Consider the following 21,178-nt stretch of genomic DNA (forward strand, 5'->3'; position numbering starts at 1 on the left):
CGCGATGTCAGTCGTCGGACTGTTCGCTCAGTGCTTCCAGTTTGCTGCGTTGTTCTTCCGCGACGCAGGCATCAATCACATCCTCCATCTGTCCTTGAAGCACTGGATCAAGACTGAAATTGCGACCCAGTCGATGGTCGGTGACGCGGTTGTCTTTGGCGTTGTATGTGCGGATTTTTTCGCTGCGATCTCCAGTGCCAACCTGGGCACGACGGGCTGAACTCTCACGTTCATTGGCTTCAGCCAGCTGTCGCTCATAAAGCTTGGCCCGGAGGATCTCCATGGCCCGTTCCCGGTTCTGCAACTGTGACCGTTCCTGGGTGCAGAACACCCGGATGCCGGTTGGCTTGTGCAGCAAGTCAACGGCGGTTTCCACCTTGTTCACGTTTTGTCCTCCGGCACCACCTGAGCGGGCTGTGCTGATGTCCAGGTCACCGGGATCAATCTGGACTTCCACAGGATCCGCTTCCGGCATCACGGCCACGGTTGCCGTCGAGGTGTGCACACGTCCCTGAGACTCTGTCGCGGGAACCCGTTGCACCCGGTGCACACCGGCTTCGAATTTCAGTTCGCTGAAGACGGCGTCACCCTTCACGGACAGAATCAGCTCTCGATAGCCCCCCAGGTCTGCTTCGCTGGCGCTGACCGGTTGCACGCTCCAGCCTCGACGGCTGCTGAACCGCTCATACATCCGTGCCAGATCTCCCGCCCAAAGACAGGCTTCATCGCCACCGGCACCAGCTCGGATTTCGAGCATGACGCTGCGTTCATCACGAGGATCCCGTGGCAGCAATGCCACTGTCAATTGTTGAATCAAGGCGTCGTGGCGTGCATCCAGTGCCTCCAGCTCCTGCTGAGCCAGCTCCTCCATCTCCGAATCTCCGCGGCTGTCGCGGAGCATTGAACGCGCCTGGTCTCGTTCGTGAATCACGGTCTTCAGAGCTGCGTAGTCCAGCACCAGAGGTTCCAACCGTGAACGCTCCTTGGCGATCGTCTGCAGACGTTCAGGATCTGCTGCCACATCAGGGTCAGCGAGCTGACGTTCCAGGTTGTGGAAACTGCTGGTGGCCGCGTCGAGGCGACTGTTCAGGGTTGAAGGATCCATCGCCACGGGTGCACTGACTTGAGCGGGAACGGACAGGAGAGATCAAACAGAAAAAAGCCCCGAAAGCAGAGCGAGTTCTGCTTCCGGGGTTCTGGATCAATGGCCTGAAGTTCAGGAATCGGCCTTGGCGTCGCTGGCCTTGTCGTCGGATGTGGCGCTGGTGCTGCCCATCCCGTATTTGCGCATGAAACGATCCACACGACCTTCGGTATCCAGAATTTTCTGGGTGCCGGTAAAGAACGGATGGTTGCCGCTCCACACATCGACGTGGATTTCGGGTTGGGTGGAGCCAGTGGTCATCACCACTTCCCCGTTGCAAATCACCTTGGCATCGGGATACCAGGTGGGATGAATGTCGGACTTGGGCATGACAGAGATCAGCGCTTGGAGAACTGGGGAGCCTTGCGAGCTTTCTTGAGGCCGTACTTGCGACGTTCCTTCGCCCTGGGGTCACGGCTGAGGTGGCCTTCAGTCTTCAAGGGCTTGCGGTTGTCAGCGGACAGCTCGCACAGTGCACGGGCGGCACCTTGCTTGATGGCGTCAGCCTGGCCGGTCAGTCCACCACCACGAACGTTCACCAGAACGTCGTATTCAGCGGTGAGACCCAGGGTCTGCAGCGGAGCCTTGACGGCTGCGATGTATGCAGGGTTGTAGTTCAGGTAGTTGTCGCCAGGACGACCATTGATGGTGATCGTGCCGTTGCCGGGGACGAGGCGAACGCGGGCAACGGAGGTCTTGCGGCGACCGGTGCCCCAGTAGACGACGGAGTTGGAAGTGCTCATTGGGCAGAAGCGGCGGGATCGAGCTGCAGGGGCTGGGGCTGCTGGGCGGCGTGGGGATGCTCTGCACCCTTGTACACCTTGAGCTTGCGGAACATCTGGCGTCCCAGTGCGTTGTGGGGAAGCATGCCTTTGATGGCTTTCTCCACGATGCGCTCGGGCAGTCGCTCCTGGAGGTGGGCGAAGGTCTCGACCTTCATGCCACCGGGACGACCGGAGTGACGCCGATACAGCTTCTGCTGTGACTTGTTGCCACTGACACGCACCTTGTCGGCATTCACGACAACGACGAAATCGCCGGTGTCCAGGTGGGGGGTGTAGCTGGCTTTGTTCTTGCCGCGAAGCACGGAAGCCACTTCGGTCGCCAGGCGGCCGAGGGTTTGATTCTCAGCGTCCACCAGGTACCACTGGCGTTCGATCGAATCGATGGAAGGGACGGAGGTCTTGTTCATCGCGCCGGCATGCCGGTTCGGTTATGCCCCGTCGCATGACGACGAAGCTGGGCAGGGAGCATCAGTGACGCCGTGGCGTTCTGACCAGAGCTCAAAGATCGACTTTACCTGTCCGTGGTGCACCCCTTGATCAAGCAAGGAGGAACCGACCGGTCAGGCTTGGTGTGGCCAGGGTGGTGGATCCGGGGGCGGATCTTCCGAGGCCAGAAAAAACGTCGGTTGACAATCGTACCAGCCGCCCTTGCTGAAGATCTCCTCGGGGTACCCAGCGCGCAGCAGGCACAGACCTTGGGGTGGTGCTCCATCCTTCACTTCATGGCGGCGCCGTTCCCGCCAGCGTTGCTCAAAGTGTTGCAGGGTCAGTCGGTGTTCTCCCACAGCGACCAGTTGGCCCATCAGCAAGCGAACCATGCCGTAGAGGAACCCACTGGCCTGGATCTCGACGTGAATCAGATCTCCCGCACGCTGGATGCACACGTCCTGAATCGTGGTTCGGGAGTGCGACCTTCGACTGCCGGCTCGCTGGAACGCTGCGAAGTCATGGCTGCCAAGAAGGCCTTGTAGTGCCTGCTGCATCACCTGTTCATCGAGGCGGGCCTGATAGCGATGCCAGCTCCACGGTGCAAGAAACAGGTTGGGGCGGCGACCGTTGTAGATGGTGTAGCGATAGCGCCTGTAGCTCGCGGAATAGCAGGCATGCCAGTCGAGCGGGCGCTCGACAGCTTCACGCACCCGGATCGAACCAGGCAGTCGCCCGTTCAGTGCAGGTGCCCAGCGGCTGGCGGGGATGGGGCCACTGCAATCGAAATGCACCACCTGGCCAGCGGCATGAACGCCGGAATCGGTGCGTCCGGCGGCGACGCTGTGCACCGGCCGATGAGGATCGAGGGCTGCAATGGCGTCGTCCAGCACGCCTTGAACGCTGGTGCCCTGACGCTGCCGTTGCCAACCGCAAAAAAAAGACCCCTCGTACTGAAGGCTGAGGGCAATCCGTCGTGGACGATTGCCGACAGGTTCAGTCAAGGAGTCAGTTTCGGAGCGCTTTGAAATGCTGATGCCAGACAGTCTCAGACCAATTCGATGATGGCCATCTCGGCGTTGTCACCACGGCGACGAACCGTGCGAGTGATCCGGGTGTAGCCGCCCTTGCGATCGCTGTAACGCTCAGGAGCCTTTTCAAACAGAGCGTGCACCAGCTGTTTGTCGTAGACGTAGCCCAGAACCCGGCGACGGGAGGAGAGGCTGCCTTCCTTGGCAAGCGTGATCATCCGTTCTGCTTCATCACGCAGAGCCTTGGCACGTGCCTTGGTGGTGGTGACGCGACCTTCGCGGATCAGCTGCGTGGTCAGGCCACGCAACATGGCTTTGCGTTGGTCAGCGGGGCGACCCAGCTGCGGGACTCGGCATTGGTGACGCATGGTTCTGTCGGGACTGAAGACGTAAGGACGGGAGTGAGATCAGGCGCTGGTGCGGCTCTGAGGGATCTGGATGCCGATGCGCTCGAGAGCCTCGATTACTTCGTCAGCAGACTTGGAACCGAAGTTCTTGATTTCCAGCAGATCCTCGTAGCTGAAGCCCATCAGATCGGAAACTGAATTGACCTGTGCGCGCTTCAAGCAGTTGTAAGCACGCACCGACAGATTCAGCTCCTCGAGAGGGATCTGGGCTTCTGCTGTGGGTTCCGGTTCGGCGGGAACCTCTTCCACCATGGTCACAGTGGCCAGGGGCTGGAAGAGTTCAATCAGCTGATTGGCCGATTGGGCGATGGCGTCATCGGGTGTGATGGAGCCATCGGTCACCACCTCCATCCGCAGCCGCTCGCGGGCGGAGCCTCCTTCTGCGACAGCGGTTTCGTCAATGGTGAAATTCACACGGTGGACGGGCATGAACACCGCATCGATCTGGAGAAGATCGATGGCGCTGGTGTCTTCGCTGTGGCGATCAACAGGGCGATAGCCCACGCCACGCTCAACGTGCACTTCAAGCTCGAGGCTGTAACCCTCGCTGACGGTGGCGATCACCCGCTCTCCGTCGACAACTTGAACCTGTGAGGAGAACTGCAGATCCTTGGCTTTCACCGTTGCGGGCCCGGCAATCACCAGACGGCCGATTTCCAGTTCGCTGGTGCGACTGTTGACCGTGATCTGCTTGCAGTTCAGCAGGATGTCGAGCACATCTTCCCGAACGCCGGGAATGGTGGCGTACTCGTGATTGACACCAGCGATGCGCACGGCCGTTACGGCTGTGCCCTCGAGGTTGCCCATCAGCACCCGACGCAGCGAATTGCCAAGCGTCGTGGCTTGACCACGCTCCAGTGGGCCGATGAGAAACACACCGGTCTGGGAGCGATCGTCAGCGATCTGATGCTCGATACGGTCGATCTGGTATTGCAGCACGGTCTGAGGCGGGGGAGAGAGGGACCTGAACAGGGACGCGTTGATCAGACGCGACGACGCTTGGAACGGCGGCAGCCGTTGTGGGGCAGCGGAGTGACGTCGCGGATCAGCGTGATTTCAAGACCTGCAACCTGAAGGGCACGGATGGCGGTTTCGCGACCTGAACCAGGTCCACGCACCAACACCTCGATCTGACGCATGCCCTGTTCGAGGGCGCGACGAGCAGCCGCTTCAGCTGCGGTTTGGGCGGCGAAGGGTGTGCCTTTGCGAGCACCCTTGAAGCCACTGGCACCAGCCGACGACCAGGAGATGACCTCTCCGGTGGTGTCGGTGATCGACACGATCGTGTTGTTGAAGGTGCTCTGGATGTGGGCAACGCCGTTGGGGACGTTGCGCTTGGCCTTCTTGGGACCTGATTTCTTGACGGTTTTGGCCATGGGCCTGCAGTGAGAGAGGGCTTATGGAACAGAAAGATCCGATCTGCCGCGGAAGGCTTACTTCTTCTTGCCAGCCACGGTTTTGCGGGCGCCGCGGCGGGTGCGGGCGTTGGTGCGAGTCCGCTGACCACGCACAGGCAGGCTCATGCGGTGACGACGTCCACGCAGGCAACCGATGTCCTGCAAGCGCTTGAGAGCCATGCCCTCCTGGCGACGCAGATCACCTTCGATGGTGAAGGCTTCGGTGGCACCGCGCAGTTTCTGCACATCGCCATCCTCGAGATCCTTGACTCGAGTGTCTGGGTTGACACCAGTCTTGGAGAGGATGGTTTTGGCCCTGGTGGGACCAATTCCGTAGATGTAGGTGAGGGCGACTTCGATCCGCTTGTCGCGGGGAATGTCGACACCAGCAATCCGTGCCACTGAGCTAACAATCGAGGGGGAACAGGTGCCGCCGAAAGGCGGCGAGGGGGGCGATCAGAATCAGTCGTCCAGGGTCAACCCTGGCGCTGCTTGTGCTTGGGGTTTTCGCAAATGACCAGGACGCGGCCGTGGCGACGAATCACCCGACACTTGTCACACATTTTCTTGACCGAGGCGCGCACCTTCATGGTGTGGCTCTCCAAAAATTCCAAACAGCTAACGTACCACAGCGGGTCAAGCAAGTACCTCTTCGATGCGCTGGGTGATCGCTTCGACGCCTCCGTGCGCTTCGACTGAGACCAGCAGGTTTTTCTCGCGGTAGTAATCGATCAGCGGGGCTGTTTGCTCCTGATACACCGCGAGCCGGTTGCGGATCACGGCTTCGTTGTCATCCGCACGGCCACGGCCCAGAAGACGTTCGATCAGCACTGCATCGTCGAGTTCCAGCAACACCACGCTTTCAATGCTCTGGTTGAGCTCCAGCAGGAGGGGTTCGAGCGCTTCGGCCTGGGCCACATTGCGCGGGAAGCCATCCAGCAGCCAGCCCTGGCCATTGAGGGCTGAAAGCTGGGATTTCACGATTGCCAGCACCAGGCTGTCGCTCACCAGCTCGCCACGATTCATCACGGCTTCGGCTTCCTTGCCCAGTTCGCTGCCGGCAGCCACTTCAGCGCGCAGCAGGTCGCCTGTGGAGAGATGGCGGAGATCGTGGGCGGCGCAGAGCCGGGCGGCCTGAGTGCCTTTACCGGCACCAGGAGGGCCAACGAAGAGGAGGCGTTGCTTCATTGAATTCAGAGACTGGTCGAAAAAGGTCTGTGGTCCTCGCAACTACTGGCGCACAAGGCCTTCGTAGCGCTGAGAGATCACATAGGTCTGAACCTGCTTGGCCGTGTCGATCGCGACACCGACGAGGATCAGCAGTGAGGTGGCACCCAATCCCTGGAATGTGGTCACGCCGGTCGCGCGTTCCACCGCTGAGGGAATGATGGCCACGGCCCCAAGGAACAAACCTCCGAGCAGGGTGAGCCTGTTTTTCACGCCCTCCAGGTAAGTCGCGGTTGCGCTACCTGGGCGTACGCCCGGGATGGCAACGCCTCCACGCTTCAGATTGCTGGCCACGTCAACTGGGTTGAACGTCAGCGAAGCGTAGAAATAGGAGAAGCCGAGAATCAGCGAAAAGAACACCAGGGCATAAATCCAGGCATTGGGGCCGCCGGGGTTCAAGGCGCTGGCAGCTTTGATCAGGAACGGGTTGTTACTGACATTGGCCAGGGTGAGAGGCAAGAAAATCAGCGCTGACGCGAAGATGATCGGCATCACGCCGCCGGCGTTCAACTTGAGGGGCAGATAGCTCTGACGATTGGGAAGAACGGCGCCTCCCCCGACCTGGCGCTTGGCGCTCACGATCGGTAACCGTCGCTGACCCTCCTGCACGAAAATGATTCCCACGATGGTGATTAGAAACACCAACACGAGGATCACGATGCCGAAAACGTCGTTCCGATCGCCCGTCTGCGCCTTTTCGATGGTTGAACCAAGCGCTTTGGGCAGAGTTGCAACGATGTTCAGGAAAATCACCAGAGACGCGCCCTGACCAATTCCCCGCTCGGTGATCACTTCACTGAGCCACATCACGACCATGGAACCCGTCACCAGCGCCAAGGCGGTCTGGGCAACAAACACCACCTCAGATAGGCCTTCTATGGCGTAAGGCCGCAGGATCATCGCGAAGATGATGCTCTGAATAAGACCCCAGCCAAGCGCGACATAGCGCGTGATCTGGGCCAGTTTGCGTCGACCCGCTTCACCTTCATTCTTCTGAAGGTCTTCCAGCTGCGGCAGCGAGGCAGTCAGCAGCTGCAGGATGATCGAAGCATTGATGAACGGCAGGATCCCGAGGGCGAAAACGCCAAGCGTTGAGATGCCGCCACCGGTGAAGATGTCGAGGAAGCCGATCAGCTGTCCACCCTGTTCGATGAACGACTGAAAGGCGACGCGGTCGATACCCGGCATCGGGATGTAGATGCCAAGACGAATCAACATCAGCAACCCCAGCGTGGTGAGAACCCGGCCTCGCAGCTCTGGGTTCTGAACCAGCTGGGTGATCACTTCAGCAGCGCTGGGGTTGCGTCCCCGACTGACGAGCATGGAACAGAGATTGTGTGGGTTGGGCTTGATGCAGCAAAGCCGTCCGCGGATGGTATCCAGCGGACGGCTTTGACCTTAGATCTGTGGAGGTTGATCAGTGTGGATCTCAGTCCAGCAGTTCGCAGGTGCCACCGGCTGCTTCGATTTTGGTCCGTGCGGAGGCCGTGAAGGCAGCGGCTTGAATGGTCAGCTTGGCCTTGAGTTCCCCGTTGCCAAGGATTTTCAAGGGATGCTTGGGGCTGGTGACGATGCCGTCTTTCACGAGTGAATCGAGATTGACGGTGCTGCCAGCCTTGAGCTCATTCAGAGCTGACACATTCACCACGGTGAAGTTCTTGGGGTTCACCACCGGGAAATGCTTCAGCTTCGGAACGCGCCGATACAGAGGCATCTGGCCACCCTCGAAGCCGGGCCGGGTTGGACGGCCCGAGCGGGACTTCTGTCCACGCATGCCGAAGCCACAGCTCGCACCTTGGCCAGCGGCGATGCCGCGACCTTTGCGCAGTTTGCGGCGACGGGCGCCTTTATTGGCCTTGAGAGAGTCGAGTCGGAGAGTCATGGGGAATCAGGAGTAGATCTGCTCGAGGGAGATCCCCCGTTCCTTTGCGGTCTCCTTGTGCGTACGGAGACTGTCCAGGGCCACCATCGCAGCCCGGGCGTTGTTGAGGGGTGTCTTACTGCCGAGGCGCTTGGCCAGCACGTTTTTGATGCCAGCCAGTTCGAGCACGGTGCGGATGGAGCCGCCCGCGATCACTCCGGTACCCGGTGCGGCAGGGCGAATCAGCACGCTGGCAGCACCGTCACGACCGTTGGACAGGGTCGGAATGGAGTTGTGACGGGTGAGCGGCACCTTCACGAGGTGCTTCTTGCCATCAGCAACGCCTTTGCGCACGGCACCGATCACATCACCGGCCTTGCCGACGCCGACGCCGACCTGACCACGCTCGTTGCCGACGACAACGATGGCGCGGAAGCTCATCTTTTTACCGCCTTTCACGGTTTTGGAGACACGGCGGATCTGCACCACCCGTTCTTGCCATTCGGAGTCACGCTCCTGGTTTCGGCGGTCGCCGCGACGTCCGCCTCGGCGGTCTCCACGGTCACGACCACCACGACGCTGCTCCTGCTGCTGACCTTCGGCCGCTGCAGGGACGTCGGACGCTGCCGGGACAGCGTTGGAATTGGATTGAGGGTTGGAATCGGTCATGGGTTAAGCAGGAATCAGAACTGAAGGCCCGCTTCCCGGGCGGCGTCGGCAAGGGCTTTCACCCGGCCGTGGTACAGGTTGCCGCCGCGATCGAAGACCACCTGTTGGATGCCCTTGGCCAGGGCACGTTTGGCCACCAGTTCACCGACAGCGACAGAGGCGGGGCAGGTGCTGCTGGTGTCTTTGAGACTGGTGCGCAGGTCCTTGTCGAGGGTCGATGCCGAGCACAGAGTGCTCTGGGCATCGTCGTCGATGACCTGGGCGTAGATGTGACTGTTGGAGCGGAACACAGCCAGACGGGGACGCGCGGCTGTGCCATTGAGGTGACGACGCAGGCGGCGATGACGCTTCTGAGTCTGTTGTTTGCGGGAAAGGGTCGACATGGTGGATAAAGCGGAAGGTTGTCTGGCAGTGGATTACTTCTTGCCTGACTTGCCTGCCTTGCGCAGGATGCGCTCGCCCGCGTACTTGATGCCCTTGCCCTTGTAAGGCTCGGGTGGGCGGATCGCGCGGATCTTGGCGGCTTCATTGCCCACCAGCTCCTTATCGATGCCGGAGACCGTGACGTTGGTGTTGTTTTCCACTGCGAAGGTGATCCCTTCGGGTGCCAACATTTCGATCTGGTGGCTGTAGCCAGCGCTGACGACGAGCGTCTTGCCCTTCACCTGAGCCCTGGAGCCCACGCCGACGATTTCCAATCGCTTGGAATAGCCGTTGCTGACACCTTCGATCATGTTGGCGACCAGCGTGCGGCAAAGGCCGTGGCGCTCCCGGGAGGTGCGCTTGGTGCTGGTGGGAGCCACCACGATGGTGTTGTCCACCTGATCGACACTCACGCCGTCGGGGAGTGTGCGTTTCAATTCGCCCTTGGGTCCCTTCACGGTGACGGCGAGGCCATCGAGGCTCACGGTCACCTTGTCGGGAACGGGAATGGGGGATTTACCGATACGAGACATGATTGCGGCTCCGGATCAATAGACGTAGCAGAGCACTTCACCGCCGACGCCTTGCTTGCGGGCGTCGCGGTCGCTCATCACACCCTTGGAGGTGGAGATGATGGCCACCCCCAGTCCGCCGAGGACCTTGGGCAGGCCGCGGGTGTTCTTGTAGATGCGCAGGCCAGGCTTGCTCACCCGCTGCATCGAGCGGATGGTGGGCTGGCGGTGCTTGCCGCTGTACTTCAGCTCCAGCACCAGACTGGTGTGGACGCCTTCGCCTTCTTCACTGATCTCGGCAATGAAGCCTTCCTGCTGCAGCACTTTGGCGATGCTGCGCGACATGCGGGAAGCGGGGACTTTCGTGTTTTGGTGACGTTTCTCACTCGCATTACGAATGCGGGTGAGCATGTCGGAAATAGGGTCGTGATTGGCCATGGTGGTTTCCGAGGAGGGCTCAGTTGCTGCGGAATGGCATTCCCATCTCGCGGAGGAGGGCCCGGCCCTCTTCATCCGTGCGGGCAGTGGTCACGATGGTGATGTCCATGCCCCTGATGGCGTCGATCTGGTCGAAGGAGATCTCAGGGAAGATGATCTGCTCTCTCACCCCCAGGGTGTAGTTGCCGCGTCCGTCAAAGCTCTTGGGGCTCACGCCGCGAAAGTCGCGGATGCGGGGCAGTGCCAGGTTGATCAGGCGCTCCAGGAAGGCATACATGCGATCGCCACGCAGGGTGACGGCGCAGCCGATGGGCATGCCTTGGCGGATCTTGAAGCCGGCGATGGCTTTCTTGGCGCGGGTGACAACGACCTTCTGGCCGGTGATCTGCGCGAGCTCGTTGACCGAAGCCTCAAGAGACTTGGCATTGGCGGCGGCTTCGCCGAGTCCCCGGTTCACGGTGACTTTCAACACCTTGGGAACTTCGTGGACGTTGGAGAGACTCAGGTCTTTCAGCAACTTGGGCTGAATGGTCTCCCTGTAGCGCTGTTTCAGTGACATGGCTGGGGGATGAAACTTCTGGACTTGGTCAGAAGGCGGTTCGAGGTGATCAGTCGATCACTTCGCCGGTTTTCTTGAGGCGGCGCTTCTTGTTGCCGTCTTTGTCGGTGATCAGCTCGACTCGGCTGACCACTTTCTTGTCAGTGGAATAGAGCATCACGTTGGAGGCGTGCAGGGAAGCCTCTTCCGTGACGATCCGACCACTTTCACCTTCCTGGGTGGGCTTCACATGCCGGGTGCGCATGTTGATCCCTGCGACGATCACACGGTTTTCGGTGGGAAGGGTGCGGAGAACCTCTCCGGTCTTGCCCTTGTCCTTGCCGGTGATCACCTGAACGGTGTCGCCCTTGCGCAAACGCATCTTGAGGCGCTGCGTTGAGCCAGATTTAGGGGTTGCAGTTGCCATTTTCAGATCACCTCCGGTGCGAGGGAGACGATTTTGGTGAAGTTGCGATCACGCAGTTCACGCGCGACAGGACCGAACACGCGAGTGCCCTTGGGGTTCTTGTCGTCGTTGATGATCACAGCTGCGTTGTCGTCGAACCGGATCGAGTTGCCGGTGTCGCGACGCAGGGTGGCCTTGGTGCGGACCACCACAGCCTTCACCACATCAGACTTTTTCACGCCCATGTTGGGCATGGCGTCTTTGACGGCGGCCACGATCACATCGCCCACGTGGGCGTAGCGACGGTTGGTGCCCAGCACACGGATGCACTGGATGCGCTTGGCGCCACTGTTGTCAGCGACGGTGAGGAAGGATTCCTGTTGGATCACTTGGCGACCTCCTCAGCTTTGGGACTGTGGCTGAGAACTTCAGCCACGGCCCAGCGCTTGTGGCGGCTAAGCGGACGTGTTTCGGTGATGCGAACACGGTCACCGACGCGAACGCTGTTGTTCTCGTCGTGAGCCTTGTAACGGGTGGTGCGGCTCACCGTCTTTTGATAGATGGGATGGGGGAAGCGGTTTTCCACCGCCACCACCACCGTTTTGTCCATCTTGTCGCTGACGACGGTGCCGACCCTTTCCTTGAGTGCCATGGGAATGAAGCGGAGGATCAGGAGGCGGTGGAGCTTTGACGCTCCTTCTGCACCGTCAGGAGCTGGGCCAGCTTGAGGCGGCTTTCCTTAAAACGGTGAGTGTTGGCCAGCTGCCGGGTGGCTTGCTGGAAGCGCAGGTCAAACAGCTCGCGACGGAGACCGTTGATCTGGTCGGTGATGTCTGCATCAGAGAGTTGACGCAGCTCGGAAGCGTTGGGACGGGCCATGGTCAGGACTCCACGGTGGCGGCAGCAGCTGCCGGAGCCTTGGCACCGGAGGACTGCTCCTGTTCATCGAGAGTGATGAACTTGGTCTTCACAGGGAGCTTGTATTGCGCGAGGCGCATGGCTTCCTTGGCGATTTCGGGGGTGATTTCATCACCGCCCATCTCGAACAGAATCCGACCGGGCTTGATCACCGCAACCCAGAATTCCGGGTTGCCCTTACCGGAACCCATCCGGGTTTCAGCGGGGCGCATGGTGACGGGCTTGTCCGGGAAGATTCGGATCCAGATCTTTCCGCCACGCTTGACATAGCGGGTCATGGCACGACGGCTGGCCTCGATTTGGCGGGAGGTGATCCAGCCGCACTCTTGGGCCTGCAGAGCGAACTGACCGAAGGCGATGGTGTTGCCACGAGTGGCAACACCGCGCATGCGGCCGCGCTGCTGTTTACGGAATTTGACGCGTTTTGGACTCAGCATGGTTCAGGCCTCCTGTTCACCCCTCGTTGGAGCGGTCTTCGAACTGTTGGGGCCTGCGACCGGCCCGTCGACGCGGGGTTGCCCCCACAGGCATCTGTTGCTGGGCTTCATCACCCAGCACTTCGCCTTTGAACACCCACACCTTGATGCCCAGCACGCCGTAGGTCGTGCTAGCCACCTTGGTGGCGTAATCGATGTCGGCGCGAAGGGTGTGCAAGGGCACACGTCCTTCTCGCGTCCATTCGGTTCGTGCGATTTCCGCACCGTTCAGACGTCCTGAGACCTGGATCTTCAGGCCGAGAACGCCAGCGCGTTGAGCACGCTGAACAGCCATGCGGATGGTGCGACGGAAGGCGACGCGCTTCTCTAGCTGCTGAGCGATGTACTCAGCGAGAAGGAAGGCATCAGCGTCGACACGCTCCACCTCGACCACGTTGATCCGAACCTGACGGTTGCGGTCGCCGACGGTCTTCTGGATGCCGGAGCGCAGCTCTTCGATGCCACTGCCCTGGCGGCCTACGAGGACGCCGGGACGAGCTGTCTTGAGCTCCACTTCAAGCTGATCGGCCTTGCGAGCAATCAGCACGTCGCTGATGCCGGCGGAGCCGTACTTCTTGTGGATGAACTTGCGGATCCGGTCATCCTCTTGGAGGAGGCTCGGATAACTCTTGCTGGGTGCGTACCAGCGGGACCGGTGCTCCTGGGTGATCCCCAGGCGTAAGCCGGTTGGATGGATTTTGTGTCCCATCAGTCGGTGTGCTCGGGGGTCAGGAGTCGGTCTTGGCTGCCACAGCAATGCTGATGTGGCAGGTCTGCTTCTTGATCTGGTAGGCCCGGCCTTGGGCACGGGGCCGATAGCGCTTCATGGCAGGGCCCATGTCAGCGCTCGCTTCAGAGATCACCAGGGTGGAAGGATCAAGACCGAGGTTGTGCTCGGCATTGGCCACTGCGGAACGCAGAACCTTGGTGATGGGACCGGTGGAGCGATAGGGCATGAACTCGAGCATGATCAGCGCGTCGCGATAGCTGCAACCGCGGATCTGATCGAGCACCCGCCGCACCTTGGACACGGAACCGCGGATGTAGCGGCCGTGGGCCTGGGCAGTGGTTGCCGTTGGGGATGACGTTGTCATGGTCTCAGCGGCCTCCTTTTTTGTCTTTGATGTGGCCCTTGAAGGTGCGGGTGGGCGCGAATTCGCCCAGTTTGTGACCCACCATTTGTTCAGTCACGAAGACGGGCACGTGGGTGCGTCCGTTGTGAACGGCGATGGTGTGGCCGATCATCATCGGCAGGATCGTGGAGGCCCTGGACCACGTTTTGATCACCGACTTGTCGTCGGCGGCATTTTGCTTTTCAACCTTGCGAAGAAGGCTGTCAGCGATGAAAGGGCCTTTTTTAAGTGAACGTCCCATGGCGGATTAGGCGAACGGCAGAACAGTGATGAACATCAGGAGTCGCGTCCGCCACGGCTCCGCTTGGACGTCTTGCGACGCTTCCGGAGGACGAACTTGTTGCTCGGCTTGTTGCGCTTGCGGGTCTTCAGACCCAAGGCAGGTTTGCCCCAGGGGGTCACCGGGCCTGAGCGGCCGATCGGTGCACGACCCTCACCACCACCGTGGGGGTGATCGCAGGGGTTCATCACGCTGCCTCGAACCTGAGGACGGCGGCCGAGCCAACGACGTCGACCCGCTTTGCCCAGGCTGGTGTTGCGGATCTCTGAGTTGCCGACTTCGCCGAGCGTGGCGTAGCACTCACGACGAACGAGGCGTACCTCGGTGGAGGGCAGCTTGAGAGCGACGTAATCACCCTCTTTGGCCATCACCTGGGCGCTGGCACCTGCAGTTCGGACCATTTGGCCACCGCGTCCGGCATAAAGCTCGACGCAATGGACGCTGGAACCGAGGGGCACGGCCGAAAGAGGCATGGCATTGCCAACTTCGATCGGTGCCTCAGGACCAGACATAACGGTCTGACCAATCGCTACTCCTGCGGGAGCGAGGATGTAGCGCTTCTCGCCATCGGCATAGAAGAGCAGGGCCAGACGCGCATTGCGATGCGGGTCGTAATGGATGGCTGCCACCTTGGCGGGCACGCCGTGCTTGTTACGCCGGAAGTCGACGAGGCGGTATTGCCGCTTGTGACCGCCACCGCGATGGCGGCAGGTGATCACGCCGCGGTTGTTACGTCCTTTGCGGCGGTGCTTGGCCACCACAAGGGATCGTTCCGGCTTGCGGCCGGTGACTTCACTGAAGTCGGTGACCACCCGGGTGCGGGTTCCGGGGGTATAGGGGCGGAAGGTACGGATTGCCATGACGTTTCAGACCCCTCAGGACTCAGGGAAGAGTTGGATGGAGTTGCCCTCGGCCAGGCGCACCACCGCCTTCTTCACCTGAGCGCGCTTGCCGGCGAAACGGCCGACCCGGCGACTGCGGCGGGGAGGATTCATGGTGCTGATGCCGATGACCTTGACATCGAACAGCTGTTCGACAGCTGCCTTGATGTCAGGTTTGGCGGCCCGAGGGTCCACCTCGAAGGTGTACTGGTTTTGTTCCAGTGCACGGGTGGCTTTTTCTGTGATCAGAGGCCTGCGGATCACATCCGCGAGGCGTGCGGTGAAGCGCTCAGTCATCTCCGTAGACCTCCTGGATGGTTGCGAGTGCCTCTTCGCCCAGCACCAACGCGTTGGCGTGGAGCAGATCGAAGACGTTGAGCTGATCTGCGGCGATCAGCTTCACCTTCTCGAGATTGCGCACGGAGCGACGGACTGTCTCAGACGGTGAAGTGAGCACGATCAGCACCTTGGCGTCAGCCGCAATGCCCAAGCGACCCAGCGCATCGAGGACTTCGCGGGTCTTGGGGGCTTCGAGTGATGCACCGAAATCCTTCACCACGGTGACGTCATCAATGCGAGCCATCAGCGCAGTGCGCAGGGCCAGACGACGCTCCTTGCGATTCATCGCAAGGTTGTAGGTGCGGGGTTTCGGTCCGAACACGATGCCGCCACCGGGACGCAGGGGGGTGCGGATCGAACCCTGACGGGCGCGACCGGTGCCCTTCTGCTTGTAGGGCTTACGACCGCCACCGCGCACTTCCGAGCGGGTGAGGGTGCTGGCAGTGCCCTGACGGCTGTGAGCCTGCTGACGCAGCACAGCGCGATGCATCAGGTCGAGAGCGGTGGATTCCTTGGCCACCTTCAGGTCGAGGGAGGCCTTGCCGGCTTCCTTCCCTTGCCAATCACGAACAACACAATTGGCCATCACTTACCTCCTTTGGCGGGCTTGGCACCCACGCGATTGGCGGGACGGATGTTCAGCAGTGAACCGGGCTTGCCGGGTACGGAGCCTTTGACGACAAGCAGGTTGCGAGCACTGTCCACTTTGAGGATGGTCAGCGCGCGTGTCGTGGTCTTCTTGCCGCCGTAGCGACCAGCCATCCGCTTGCCGGGGTAGATCCGACCGGGGGTGGTGCCTGCACCCGTCGAACCGGGTTCGCGGTGATTCTTGGAACCGTGCGTCATCGGGCCACGGCTGAAGCCGTGGCGCTTCTGATAACCAGCGAAACCACGGCCCATGGTGTCGCCACTAACGTCAACCTTCTGGCCGGCTTCGAAATCACCAACGGTGATAGCGCCACCCAGCTCGAGACCGCTCAGGTCGTCGACGCGGTACTCACGCAAATGACGGAGCACCTCATCACCTGACTTGGCGAGGTGACCCTTGGCGGGCTTGTTGACCAGCTTGTCGCGCGTTTCGCCGAAGCCGATCTGGACGGCCTCATAGCCGTCAGTTTCTGTTGTCTTGAGTTGGGTGATCCGGCAAGGGCCCGCCTCGATCAAGGTGACCGGGACGGCTTTGCCTTGCTCATCGAAGAACTGGGACATACCCAGCTTCTTCCCAAGGATGCCGATGGACATGGGAGGTAATGACGCCAGCGTGGACAACCCTCATCACTGCGGCTGAACGCTGCAGAAATGACGGCCTGAGGGCGCTGATCGATTGGACGCAGTCATGACCGAAAACTCAGAACAAATGTGTTCCGCGCATTTCGGATTGGGGCTAGCGAGCGAATCAGCTGGCTGGGACTTGCCCGATCAGAAGGATCGGTAGTTTCCCGGCAGCGCATCGAACAAGTTCGTTGTGCTGCTCTGGCCTGTGGATCCGGCGCAATCGCCGGACCTGCTCGTCGTACTGGAGGCCCGGCTAGCGGACGGGCACAGATCGACAGAGCAAACAAAAACACTACACCACAGGGTTCCCCATTCCCCAGACCACGCTCCAACTGCCAGACTCCTCACCATCTGAATCAAATCCATGCCGTTGCTGCTTTCAGGTCGGGGCTTCCGCCGTGAACTGGAGTCGGCTGGAGTGATGGCGGTGCATGCCCCTCTTGAGGGCGGTGCTGAGACGCGACTGCTGCGACGCCTGCGCGCCGCCGGGTATCGCACGCAGATCACCTCCGCGCGAGGCCTGGGTGATCCTGAAGTCTTTTTGTTCCAGAAACACGGGATCCGACCGCCACACCTTGGCCACCAGAGCGTTGGTCGTGGTGCCGCTGTTGGTGAGGTGCAGGAAGTGATGCCTCAGCTCGGAGAAGCATTGCTTGGCGACAAGCCCGTTGTCCTTTGGTTGCTGGAGGGTCAGGTGCTTTCGCGCTCGGAGCTTTTGTCGCTGTGCGATCTCTGTCGCCGTGAGCCACGTTTGAAGATTGTGGTGGAGATGGGTGGAGCCAGAAGTCTGCGTTGGCAACCCTTAAGCCAGCTTCTTGGGGTCTGACTTCCACAGCGTTGACAACCAGCGCTCCACGCCTTTCCGGTGACGACGCCCTTGCACAGGGGCGTTGGGTCAAGCTGATTTGCGGTGCCAGTAACCAGGACCTGGCATCTATTGCCGACCTCTGCGCTCTCTACGCCGTTGCCGGCGTCCATTGTGTTGATGTGGCGGCCGATCTCGCGGTCGTGCGAGCGGCGCGCCTGGGGCTCCAATGGGCTTTTGAACACACGGGCCAGCGTCCATGGCTGATGGTCAGTGTCAGCGATGGTGCTGATGCGCATTTCCGCAAAGCTGCGTTTGATCCCACTCTCTGTCCATCGGATTGCCCGAGACCCTGCGAGGCGGTTTGTCCTGCGGAGGCCATCGATGCGGAGGCGGGAGTGGTTCGGGATCGTTGCTATGGCTGCGGGCGCTGTCTACCCGCCTGCCCGCTTGGGCTGATCGCAGCATCGGATCATCGCGTCGGTCTTCAGGACCTTGGCCCCGTGCTGGAGCAGTTGCGTCCGGATGCTCTTGAGATTCACACCGCTCCCGGACGTCTGGATGATTTTCAACGCATGGTGGATCAAGTTGTCGCTGCTGCGATTCCGTTGCGGCGGCTTGCCGTGAGCTGTGGGCTCGAGGGGCATGGCTTGAATCCCGAGGGTCTGATCCGTGAGCTTTGGGGCCGCCATCAGGTGCTGCGCCGTTTGGCTTTGAAGCCCCTCTGGCAGCTGGATGGGCGCCCGATGAGCGGTGATGTGGGCCTCGGGACGGCGAGGGCTGCGCTGCGGCTTTGGCAGCAGGTGCGCACCAGCGCGCCGCCGGGGCCTCTGCAATTAGCAGGAGGAACGAATGCGGCCACACTTGACCTGCTCGATGGTCTCGGCATCCCACGCAGCCAAGGTCCTGCCGGTGTTGCCTTCGGTGGCAGGGCACGTGCACTGGTGCAGCCTCTTCTGCAGGAGGCTGAAGCGCGTCAATGCAGTCTCCGCGACTGGCCTGAGGGATGGTCTCAGGCTCTCGAGCTGGCACGCAGCTTGGTGGATCCATGGCTGGCCCGTGGCCTGACACCCCAGCAGCAGCCTGAGTCCTGCTAGAAGGCGGAGATGGTCCGATCTGCCATGGGCCTTCGACCATGAGCACCGAGCGAATTACCGATGACCTGCAGCGCCTGTTGGCGCTCTTGCCAGCCTTGGTTCAGGACGCGCTGGAACCCGATGACCGGCGTGATCAGCTCCTCGAGGTGGTCCTGGATCTGGGCCGGGTGCCTGAGGCGCGTTATCCGGGACGTTCCATTGCGCTGGGCAGTCGTTGTCTTGAACGTCAGGATCTGCAGGAGGTGGTGAACCGTCTCGGTCAGTTTGGTGCTGATAACCGGGCCGGCATCGAGAGGACCCTGCACCGCATCAGCGCGATTCGCAATCGCCGTGGAGAGGTGATTGGCCTCACTTGCAGGGTTGGCCGTGCTGTGTTCGGCACCGTTGCCATGGTTCGTGATCTGTTGGACACCGGACGCTCGCTGTTGCTGATGGGCCGCCCGGGTGTGGGCAAGACCACGGCATTGCGCGAAATTGCCAGGGTGCTTGCGGATGACCTGCAGAAACGCGTGGTAGTGATCGACACAAGCAATGAGATCGCTGGCGATGGTGATATTCCGCACCCAGCCATCGGTCGTGCACGTCGGATGCAGGTGGCCAGGCCGGAGCTTCAACACCAGGTGATGATCGAAGCGGTGGAAAACCACATGCCTGAGGTCATCGTCATCGATGAAATCGGCACGGAACTGGAAGCCCAGGCGGCTCGCACCATTGCCGAGCGTGGCGTGATGCTGGTGGCCACAGCTCATGGCAACGCCCTTGCCAATTTGATCAAGAACCCCACGCTCTGTGATTTGGTTGGGGGCATTGAGTCCGTCACGCTCGGTGATGAGGAGGCCAGGCGCCGCCGCACCCAGAAGACCGTGCTTGAGAGGGCCGCAGAGCCGACTTTCCCGCTGGCGGTGGAGATGCACACCCGTGACCGCTGGGCTGTGCATGAGGACGTGGGACGCACGGTGGATTTGCTGTTGCGTGGCCAGAACCCCAGGCCTCAGCAGCGTGAACTCCTCGAGGACGGCCAGGTGCGTCTGGTGATGTCTGAGCCGTCGGAGCTCCGGCCACCGCAGCGTCGTCCTGCTCTTGCCGTGGTTCCAATGCCCGATCCAAGGCAAGGACGCACCAGCTCCCGCCGCGCCGGCGACACGCCTTCAACTGATGCTGAAACTCATCCAGTGGATGGCGACGCCGTCGCGACTCAGTCTCCGTCCACGACGGTCGCCGACCTGCAGGTGCTCTGCTGTGGGCTCAGTCGTCAGCGCCTCGAGGAAGCCGTGCGCTGCCATCGATGGCCTGTGCAGGCGGTGGACGATCTGGCCGATGCCGATGTCCTTCTGAGCGTCCGACAGGGGCTCGGTCGTCAGCCCGCCTTGCGTCGTCAGGCCCGAGAGGCTGGTGTGCCGATCTTGGTGATCAAGTCGGACTCGCTGGCCCAGGTGGAACGGGCTCTGGAACGTCTGCTCAGTCGCCGGCGCAGCGCCAGTTCGGATCAAGACCCTGCATCCACATCTGCCTCCCCGGATCGCGGAGATGCTCTGGCTGCGCTTGAAGAATGCCGACTGGCGGTTGAGCAGATTGTGATGCCGGAGGGGCGGCCTGTGGAGTTGCTCCCACGCAGCGAAGCCGTGTTGCAGATGCAGGCAGACCTTGTGTCTCGCTACAGCCTGAGCAGTGATGTTTATGGCCCCTCTGATCAGCGCAGACTCAGAGTTTTCCCCCCCTGACTCTTACCTTGCTGGTCCCAGTGGATTGACGAAGGTCACTCTGCTGTGGGTAACTATTTGAACGCCGGTGCTGCACTCCATTGGGAGTCGCAAATCTGGATTCAATGGGCCGTCGCCAAGTGGTAAGGCAGCGGGTTTTGGTCCCGCCATTCCTAGGTTCGAATCCTAGCGGCCCAGTTTTTTCTCAATCAAGGTGCCCGCTGCCGATCTCCTGGTCTTCGATTTCGACGGGGTGATCGTGAATGGCATGCAGGAATACTGGTGGAGTGCCAGGCGTGCGTTGTTGAGGCTGCAACCCCAGTCCTCACTCCAGGAGAGCGTTCCTGAAGCGTTCTGCCAGCTCAGGCCCTGGATCCATCACGGCTGGGAGATGGTGCTGATGGCTGCACTGCTGTCAGAAGCGGATGGGCCTCTCCAGCAACGCGGTGTGATGACGTTCGTCGGTGACTACGACCGACAGTGCAAGGCCGCACTCGCGCGTTTCGGTTGGGAGCCGTCATTGCTGCAGGCGACCCTTGAAGCGGTGCGCGCCGATGCGGTGGAGGCTGATCGCGACGGCTGGCTGGCTTTGCATCAGCCTTATCCCGATGTCCCCGATCGTTTGAAGGCTCTGGCTGAAGAGGGCATCGCCTGGTCTGTGCTCACCACCAAGGGAAAGGCTTTCACCGCGGAGCTGCTGGCCGCGATGGGGCTCGTGCCCGCCCGTCTCGATGGTCATGAGTCGGGCCCGAAGCCGGAGGTGCTGTTGCGCTTGGCCGAGCAGTGGCATCTGCGCGGCTTCGTTGAAGATCGTCGCCCCACCCTTGAGAGCGTGCGTGCCACTGCAGGCCTGGCTGAGCTTCCGTGCTGGCTTGTCAGCTGGGGTTATCTGCAGCCCGCGGACTCTCAACAGCTTCCCAGCGGCATTCGCCTGCTGAGTCGAGATCGCTTCGTTTCCCCCTTGGCGGAGTGGCCCTGATTCGATAACGTACATCTGTACTACGTGAGAC

At 61.1% G+C, this 21,178-nt stretch carries 34 protein-coding genes and 1 tRNA gene; 5 read left to right on the forward strand and 30 right to left on the reverse strand.

The genetic code is table 11. The features are described 5' to 3' along the window. Positions 1 to 7: 7 nt before the first annotated feature. From prfA to rplC, 30 genes are all read right to left on the reverse strand, one after another. Positions 8 to 1,105, reverse strand: coding sequence for a peptide chain release factor 1 (gene prfA, locus SynNOUM97013_RS02090; protein ID WP_186480581.1), 1,098 nt, complete (start codon positions 1,103 to 1,105; stop codon positions 8 to 10). Positions 1,106 to 1,216: 111 nt separating this feature from the next. Next, complete coding sequence (gene rpmE, locus SynNOUM97013_RS02095) at positions 1,217 to 1,474, reverse strand: 50S ribosomal protein L31 (RefSeq protein ID WP_186480582.1); 258 nt, start codon at positions 1,472 to 1,474, stop codon at positions 1,217 to 1,219. Between the two features lie 8 nt (positions 1,475 to 1,482). Beyond that, on the reverse strand, positions 1,483 to 1,887 hold the full coding sequence (gene rpsI / locus SynNOUM97013_RS02100; protein ID WP_186480583.1) for a 30S ribosomal protein S9: 405 nt from the start codon (positions 1,885 to 1,887) through the stop codon (positions 1,483 to 1,485). Beyond that, on the reverse strand, positions 1,884 to 2,336 hold the full coding sequence (gene rplM, locus SynNOUM97013_RS02105; RefSeq protein ID WP_186470063.1) for a 50S ribosomal protein L13: 453 nt from the start codon (positions 2,334 to 2,336) through the stop codon (positions 1,884 to 1,886). Before rplM ends, rpsI begins: the two co-directional genes overlap by 4 nt. A 153-nt stretch (positions 2,337 to 2,489) precedes the next feature. Next, on the reverse strand, positions 2,490 to 3,359 hold the full coding sequence (gene truA, locus SynNOUM97013_RS02110; protein WP_186480584.1) for a tRNA pseudouridine(38-40) synthase TruA: 870 nt from the start codon (positions 3,357 to 3,359) through the stop codon (positions 2,490 to 2,492). Positions 3,360 to 3,403: 44 nt separating this feature from the next. Continuing rightward, complete coding sequence (gene rplQ / locus SynNOUM97013_RS02115) at positions 3,404 to 3,754, reverse strand: 50S ribosomal protein L17 (protein WP_186480585.1); 351 nt, start codon at positions 3,752 to 3,754, stop codon at positions 3,404 to 3,406. 39 nt (positions 3,755 to 3,793) lie between these two features. Then, the gene (locus tag SynNOUM97013_RS02120; protein ID WP_186480586.1) at positions 3,794 to 4,732 is read right to left on the reverse strand and encodes a DNA-directed RNA polymerase subunit alpha; all 939 of its coding nucleotides are present in this window, start codon (positions 4,730 to 4,732) and stop codon (positions 3,794 to 3,796) included. A gap of 44 nt (positions 4,733 to 4,776) precedes the next feature. After that, complete coding sequence (rpsK, locus tag SynNOUM97013_RS02125) at positions 4,777 to 5,169, reverse strand: 30S ribosomal protein S11 (RefSeq protein ID WP_007099867.1); 393 nt, start codon at positions 5,167 to 5,169, stop codon at positions 4,777 to 4,779. Between the two features lie 57 nt (positions 5,170 to 5,226). Further along, positions 5,227 to 5,592 carry a 30S ribosomal protein S13 gene (gene rpsM, locus SynNOUM97013_RS02130; RefSeq protein WP_186470067.1) on the reverse strand — a complete coding sequence of 122 codons (366 nt, stop codon included), beginning with the start codon at positions 5,590 to 5,592 and terminating at the stop codon, positions 5,227 to 5,229. A gap of 74 nt (positions 5,593 to 5,666) precedes the next feature. Further along, positions 5,667 to 5,780: a 50S ribosomal protein L36 gene (rpmJ, locus tag SynNOUM97013_RS02135; protein ID WP_186470068.1), complete on the reverse strand. Its 114-nt coding sequence runs from the start codon at positions 5,778 to 5,780 to the stop codon at positions 5,667 to 5,669. A 46-nt stretch (positions 5,781 to 5,826) separates the two neighbouring features. Continuing rightward, a complete protein-coding gene (locus SynNOUM97013_RS02140; RefSeq protein WP_186480587.1) occupies positions 5,827 to 6,378 on the reverse strand; it encodes an adenylate kinase in 552 nt (183 codons plus the stop codon). 42 nt (positions 6,379 to 6,420) lie between these two features. Next, complete coding sequence (gene secY / locus SynNOUM97013_RS02145) at positions 6,421 to 7,740, reverse strand: preprotein translocase subunit SecY (protein WP_186480588.1); 1,320 nt, start codon at positions 7,738 to 7,740, stop codon at positions 6,421 to 6,423. Positions 7,741 to 7,846: 106 nt separating this feature from the next. Beyond that, the gene (gene rplO, locus SynNOUM97013_RS02150; RefSeq protein WP_186480589.1) at positions 7,847 to 8,299 is read right to left on the reverse strand and encodes a 50S ribosomal protein L15; all 453 of its coding nucleotides are present in this window, start codon (positions 8,297 to 8,299) and stop codon (positions 7,847 to 7,849) included. A 6-nt stretch (positions 8,300 to 8,305) separates the two neighbouring features. Then, positions 8,306 to 8,947: a 30S ribosomal protein S5 gene (gene rpsE, locus SynNOUM97013_RS02155; RefSeq protein WP_186470072.1), complete on the reverse strand. Its 642-nt coding sequence runs from the start codon at positions 8,945 to 8,947 to the stop codon at positions 8,306 to 8,308. Between the two features lie 14 nt (positions 8,948 to 8,961). Then, the gene (rplR, locus tag SynNOUM97013_RS02160; RefSeq protein WP_186480590.1) at positions 8,962 to 9,330 is read right to left on the reverse strand and encodes a 50S ribosomal protein L18; all 369 of its coding nucleotides are present in this window, start codon (positions 9,328 to 9,330) and stop codon (positions 8,962 to 8,964) included. A gap of 33 nt (positions 9,331 to 9,363) precedes the next feature. Beyond that, on the reverse strand, positions 9,364 to 9,903 hold the full coding sequence (gene rplF, locus SynNOUM97013_RS02165; protein WP_186480591.1) for a 50S ribosomal protein L6: 540 nt from the start codon (positions 9,901 to 9,903) through the stop codon (positions 9,364 to 9,366). Between the two features lie 15 nt (positions 9,904 to 9,918). Further along, positions 9,919 to 10,320 (reverse strand): 30S ribosomal protein S8, encoded by a 402-nt coding sequence (rpsH, locus tag SynNOUM97013_RS02170; protein ID WP_186470075.1) that lies wholly within the window; start codon positions 10,318 to 10,320, stop codon positions 9,919 to 9,921. Between the two features lie 19 nt (positions 10,321 to 10,339). Continuing rightward, on the reverse strand, positions 10,340 to 10,879 hold the full coding sequence (rplE, locus tag SynNOUM97013_RS02175) for a 50S ribosomal protein L5 (RefSeq protein WP_186470076.1): 540 nt from the start codon (positions 10,877 to 10,879) through the stop codon (positions 10,340 to 10,342). Between the two features lie 49 nt (positions 10,880 to 10,928). Beyond that, a complete protein-coding gene (gene rplX / locus SynNOUM97013_RS02180) occupies positions 10,929 to 11,285 on the reverse strand; it encodes a 50S ribosomal protein L24 (RefSeq protein WP_186480592.1) in 357 nt (118 codons plus the stop codon). A gap of 2 nt (positions 11,286 to 11,287) precedes the next feature. Further along, on the reverse strand, positions 11,288 to 11,653 hold the full coding sequence (gene rplN / locus SynNOUM97013_RS02185; RefSeq protein WP_038543134.1) for a 50S ribosomal protein L14: 366 nt from the start codon (positions 11,651 to 11,653) through the stop codon (positions 11,288 to 11,290). Further along, positions 11,650 to 11,916, reverse strand: a complete 267-nt coding sequence (gene rpsQ / locus SynNOUM97013_RS02190) for a 30S ribosomal protein S17 (protein WP_186470078.1) — start codon at positions 11,914 to 11,916, stop codon at positions 11,650 to 11,652. Before rpsQ ends, rplN begins: the two co-directional genes overlap by 4 nt. A gap of 17 nt (positions 11,917 to 11,933) precedes the next feature. After that, positions 11,934 to 12,143 carry a 50S ribosomal protein L29 gene (rpmC, locus tag SynNOUM97013_RS02195; RefSeq protein WP_186480593.1) on the reverse strand — a complete coding sequence of 70 codons (210 nt, stop codon included), beginning with the start codon at positions 12,141 to 12,143 and terminating at the stop codon, positions 11,934 to 11,936. 2 nt (positions 12,144 to 12,145) lie between these two features. Continuing rightward, positions 12,146 to 12,619, reverse strand: coding sequence for a 50S ribosomal protein L16 (gene rplP, locus SynNOUM97013_RS02200; protein WP_186470080.1), 474 nt, complete (start codon positions 12,617 to 12,619; stop codon positions 12,146 to 12,148). Between the two features lie 16 nt (positions 12,620 to 12,635). Further along, the gene (gene rpsC / locus SynNOUM97013_RS02205) at positions 12,636 to 13,367 is read right to left on the reverse strand and encodes a 30S ribosomal protein S3 (RefSeq protein WP_186480594.1); all 732 of its coding nucleotides are present in this window, start codon (positions 13,365 to 13,367) and stop codon (positions 12,636 to 12,638) included. A gap of 19 nt (positions 13,368 to 13,386) precedes the next feature. Next, on the reverse strand, positions 13,387 to 13,752 hold the full coding sequence (gene rplV, locus SynNOUM97013_RS02210; protein ID WP_186470082.1) for a 50S ribosomal protein L22: 366 nt from the start codon (positions 13,750 to 13,752) through the stop codon (positions 13,387 to 13,389). A gap of 4 nt (positions 13,753 to 13,756) precedes the next feature. Then, positions 13,757 to 14,032, reverse strand: a complete 276-nt coding sequence (gene rpsS, locus SynNOUM97013_RS02215) for a 30S ribosomal protein S19 (RefSeq protein ID WP_006854824.1) — start codon at positions 14,030 to 14,032, stop codon at positions 13,757 to 13,759. Positions 14,033 to 14,067: 35 nt separating this feature from the next. Next, the gene (gene rplB, locus SynNOUM97013_RS02220) at positions 14,068 to 14,931 is read right to left on the reverse strand and encodes a 50S ribosomal protein L2 (protein WP_186480595.1); all 864 of its coding nucleotides are present in this window, start codon (positions 14,929 to 14,931) and stop codon (positions 14,068 to 14,070) included. A 15-nt stretch (positions 14,932 to 14,946) separates the two neighbouring features. Beyond that, the gene (locus SynNOUM97013_RS02225) at positions 14,947 to 15,249 is read right to left on the reverse strand and encodes a 50S ribosomal protein L23 (protein ID WP_186480596.1); all 303 of its coding nucleotides are present in this window, start codon (positions 15,247 to 15,249) and stop codon (positions 14,947 to 14,949) included. After that, entirely contained in the window at positions 15,242 to 15,877 is a 636-nt protein-coding gene (gene rplD, locus SynNOUM97013_RS02230) for a 50S ribosomal protein L4 (RefSeq protein WP_186480597.1), read from the reverse strand. The genes SynNOUM97013_RS02225 and rplD overlap by 8 nt, the downstream gene beginning before the upstream one ends. Continuing rightward, positions 15,877 to 16,533, reverse strand: a complete 657-nt coding sequence (gene rplC, locus SynNOUM97013_RS02235; protein ID WP_186480598.1) for a 50S ribosomal protein L3 — start codon at positions 16,531 to 16,533, stop codon at positions 15,877 to 15,879. The genes rplD and rplC overlap by 1 nt, the downstream gene beginning before the upstream one ends. Positions 16,534 to 16,930: 397 nt before the next feature. Here rplC and SynNOUM97013_RS02240 point away from each other — a divergent pair, with 397 nt between their 5' ends. From SynNOUM97013_RS02240 to SynNOUM97013_RS02260, 5 genes are all read left to right on the forward strand, one after another. Continuing rightward, positions 16,931 to 17,392: an NAD(P)H-quinone oxidoreductase subunit N gene (locus SynNOUM97013_RS02240; RefSeq protein ID WP_186480599.1), complete on the forward strand. Its 462-nt coding sequence runs from the start codon at positions 16,931 to 16,933 to the stop codon at positions 17,390 to 17,392. Between the two features lie 11 nt (positions 17,393 to 17,403). Beyond that, positions 17,404 to 18,468: an LdpA C-terminal domain-containing domain gene (locus SynNOUM97013_RS02245; protein WP_186480600.1), complete on the forward strand. Its 1,065-nt coding sequence runs from the start codon at positions 17,404 to 17,406 to the stop codon at positions 18,466 to 18,468. 38 nt (positions 18,469 to 18,506) lie between these two features. Next, positions 18,507 to 20,189 (forward strand): AAA family ATPase, encoded by a 1,683-nt coding sequence (locus SynNOUM97013_RS02250; protein ID WP_186480601.1) that lies wholly within the window; start codon positions 18,507 to 18,509, stop codon positions 20,187 to 20,189. Positions 20,190 to 20,294: 105 nt separating this feature from the next. After that, positions 20,295 to 20,366, forward strand: a tRNA-Gln gene (locus SynNOUM97013_RS02255). A 16-nt stretch (positions 20,367 to 20,382) separates the two neighbouring features. After that, entirely contained in the window at positions 20,383 to 21,147 is a 765-nt protein-coding gene (locus SynNOUM97013_RS02260) for an HAD family hydrolase (protein WP_186480602.1), read from the forward strand. The last annotated feature ends 31 nt before the right edge of the window (positions 21,148 to 21,178 follow it).

The sequence above is a fragment of the Synechococcus sp. NOUM97013 genome (assembly GCF_014279815.1).
Classification (GTDB): domain Bacteria; phylum Cyanobacteriota; class Cyanobacteriia; order PCC-6307; family Cyanobiaceae; genus Synechococcus_C.

Excerpts from the sequence above, each read along its gene's own strand:
- prfA (WP_186480581.1), bottom strand. The coding sequence starts at position 1,105 with ATGGATCCTTCAACCCTGAACAGTCGCCTCGACGCGGCCACCAGCAGT.
- rpmE (WP_186480582.1), bottom strand. The coding sequence starts at position 1,474 with ATGCCCAAGTCCGACATTCATCCCACCTGGTATCCCGATGCCAAGGTG.
- rpsI (WP_186480583.1), bottom strand. The coding sequence starts at position 1,887 with ATGAGCACTTCCAACTCCGTCGTCTACTGGGGCACCGGTCGCCGCAAG.
- rplM (WP_186470063.1), bottom strand. The coding sequence starts at position 2,336 with ATGAACAAGACCTCCGTCCCTTCCATCGATTCGATCGAACGCCAGTGG.
- rplQ (WP_186480585.1), bottom strand. The coding sequence starts at position 3,754 with ATGCGTCACCAATGCCGAGTCCCGCAGCTGGGTCGCCCCGCTGACCAA.
- rpsK (WP_007099867.1), bottom strand. The coding sequence starts at position 5,169 with ATGGCCAAAACCGTCAAGAAATCAGGTCCCAAGAAGGCCAAGCGCAAC.
- rpmJ (WP_186470068.1), bottom strand. The coding sequence starts at position 5,780 with ATGAAGGTGCGCGCCTCGGTCAAGAAAATGTGTGACAAGTGTCGGGTG.
- SynNOUM97013_RS02140 (WP_186480587.1), bottom strand. The coding sequence starts at position 6,378 with ATGAAGCAACGCCTCCTCTTCGTTGGCCCTCCTGGTGCCGGTAAAGGC.
- secY (WP_186480588.1), bottom strand. The coding sequence starts at position 7,740 with ATGCTCGTCAGTCGGGGACGCAACCCCAGCGCTGCTGAAGTGATCACC.
- rplO (WP_186480589.1), bottom strand. The coding sequence starts at position 8,299 with ATGACTCTCCGACTCGACTCTCTCAAGGCCAATAAAGGCGCCCGTCGC.
- rpsE (WP_186470072.1), bottom strand. The coding sequence starts at position 8,947 with ATGACCGATTCCAACCCTCAATCCAATTCCAACGCTGTCCCGGCAGCG.
- rplR (WP_186480590.1), bottom strand. The coding sequence starts at position 9,330 with ATGTCGACCCTTTCCCGCAAACAACAGACTCAGAAGCGTCATCGCCGC.
- rplF (WP_186480591.1), bottom strand. The coding sequence starts at position 9,903 with ATGTCTCGTATCGGTAAATCCCCCATTCCCGTTCCCGACAAGGTGACC.
- rpsH (WP_186470075.1), bottom strand. The coding sequence starts at position 10,320 with ATGGCCAATCACGACCCTATTTCCGACATGCTCACCCGCATTCGTAAT.
- rplE (WP_186470076.1), bottom strand. The coding sequence starts at position 10,879 with ATGTCACTGAAACAGCGCTACAGGGAGACCATTCAGCCCAAGTTGCTG.
- rplX (WP_186480592.1), bottom strand. The coding sequence starts at position 11,285 with ATGGCAACTGCAACCCCTAAATCTGGCTCAACGCAGCGCCTCAAGATG.
- rpsQ (WP_186470078.1), bottom strand. The coding sequence starts at position 11,916 with ATGGCACTCAAGGAAAGGGTCGGCACCGTCGTCAGCGACAAGATGGAC.
- rpmC (WP_186480593.1), bottom strand. The coding sequence starts at position 12,143 with ATGGCCCGTCCCAACGCTTCCGAGCTGCGTCAACTCTCTGATGCAGAC.
- rplP (WP_186470080.1), bottom strand. The coding sequence starts at position 12,619 with ATGCTGAGTCCAAAACGCGTCAAATTCCGTAAACAGCAGCGCGGCCGC.
- rpsC (WP_186480594.1), bottom strand. The coding sequence starts at position 13,367 with ATGGGACACAAAATCCATCCAACCGGCTTACGCCTGGGGATCACCCAG.
- rplV (WP_186470082.1), bottom strand. The coding sequence starts at position 13,752 with ATGACAACGTCATCCCCAACGGCAACCACTGCCCAGGCCCACGGCCGC.
- rpsS (WP_006854824.1), bottom strand. The coding sequence starts at position 14,032 with ATGGGACGTTCACTTAAAAAAGGCCCTTTCATCGCTGACAGCCTTCTT.
- rplB (WP_186480595.1), bottom strand. The coding sequence starts at position 14,931 with ATGGCAATCCGTACCTTCCGCCCCTATACCCCCGGAACCCGCACCCGG.
- SynNOUM97013_RS02225 (WP_186480596.1), bottom strand. The coding sequence starts at position 15,249 with ATGACTGAGCGCTTCACCGCACGCCTCGCGGATGTGATCCGCAGGCCT.
- rplD (WP_186480597.1), bottom strand. The coding sequence starts at position 15,877 with ATGGCCAATTGTGTTGTTCGTGATTGGCAAGGGAAGGAAGCCGGCAAG.
- rplC (WP_186480598.1), bottom strand. The coding sequence starts at position 16,533 with ATGTCCATCGGCATCCTTGGGAAGAAGCTGGGTATGTCCCAGTTCTTC.
- SynNOUM97013_RS02240 (WP_186480599.1), top strand. The coding sequence starts at position 16,931 with ATGCCGTTGCTGCTTTCAGGTCGGGGCTTCCGCCGTGAACTGGAGTCG.
- SynNOUM97013_RS02250 (WP_186480601.1), top strand. The coding sequence starts at position 18,507 with ATGAGCACCGAGCGAATTACCGATGACCTGCAGCGCCTGTTGGCGCTC.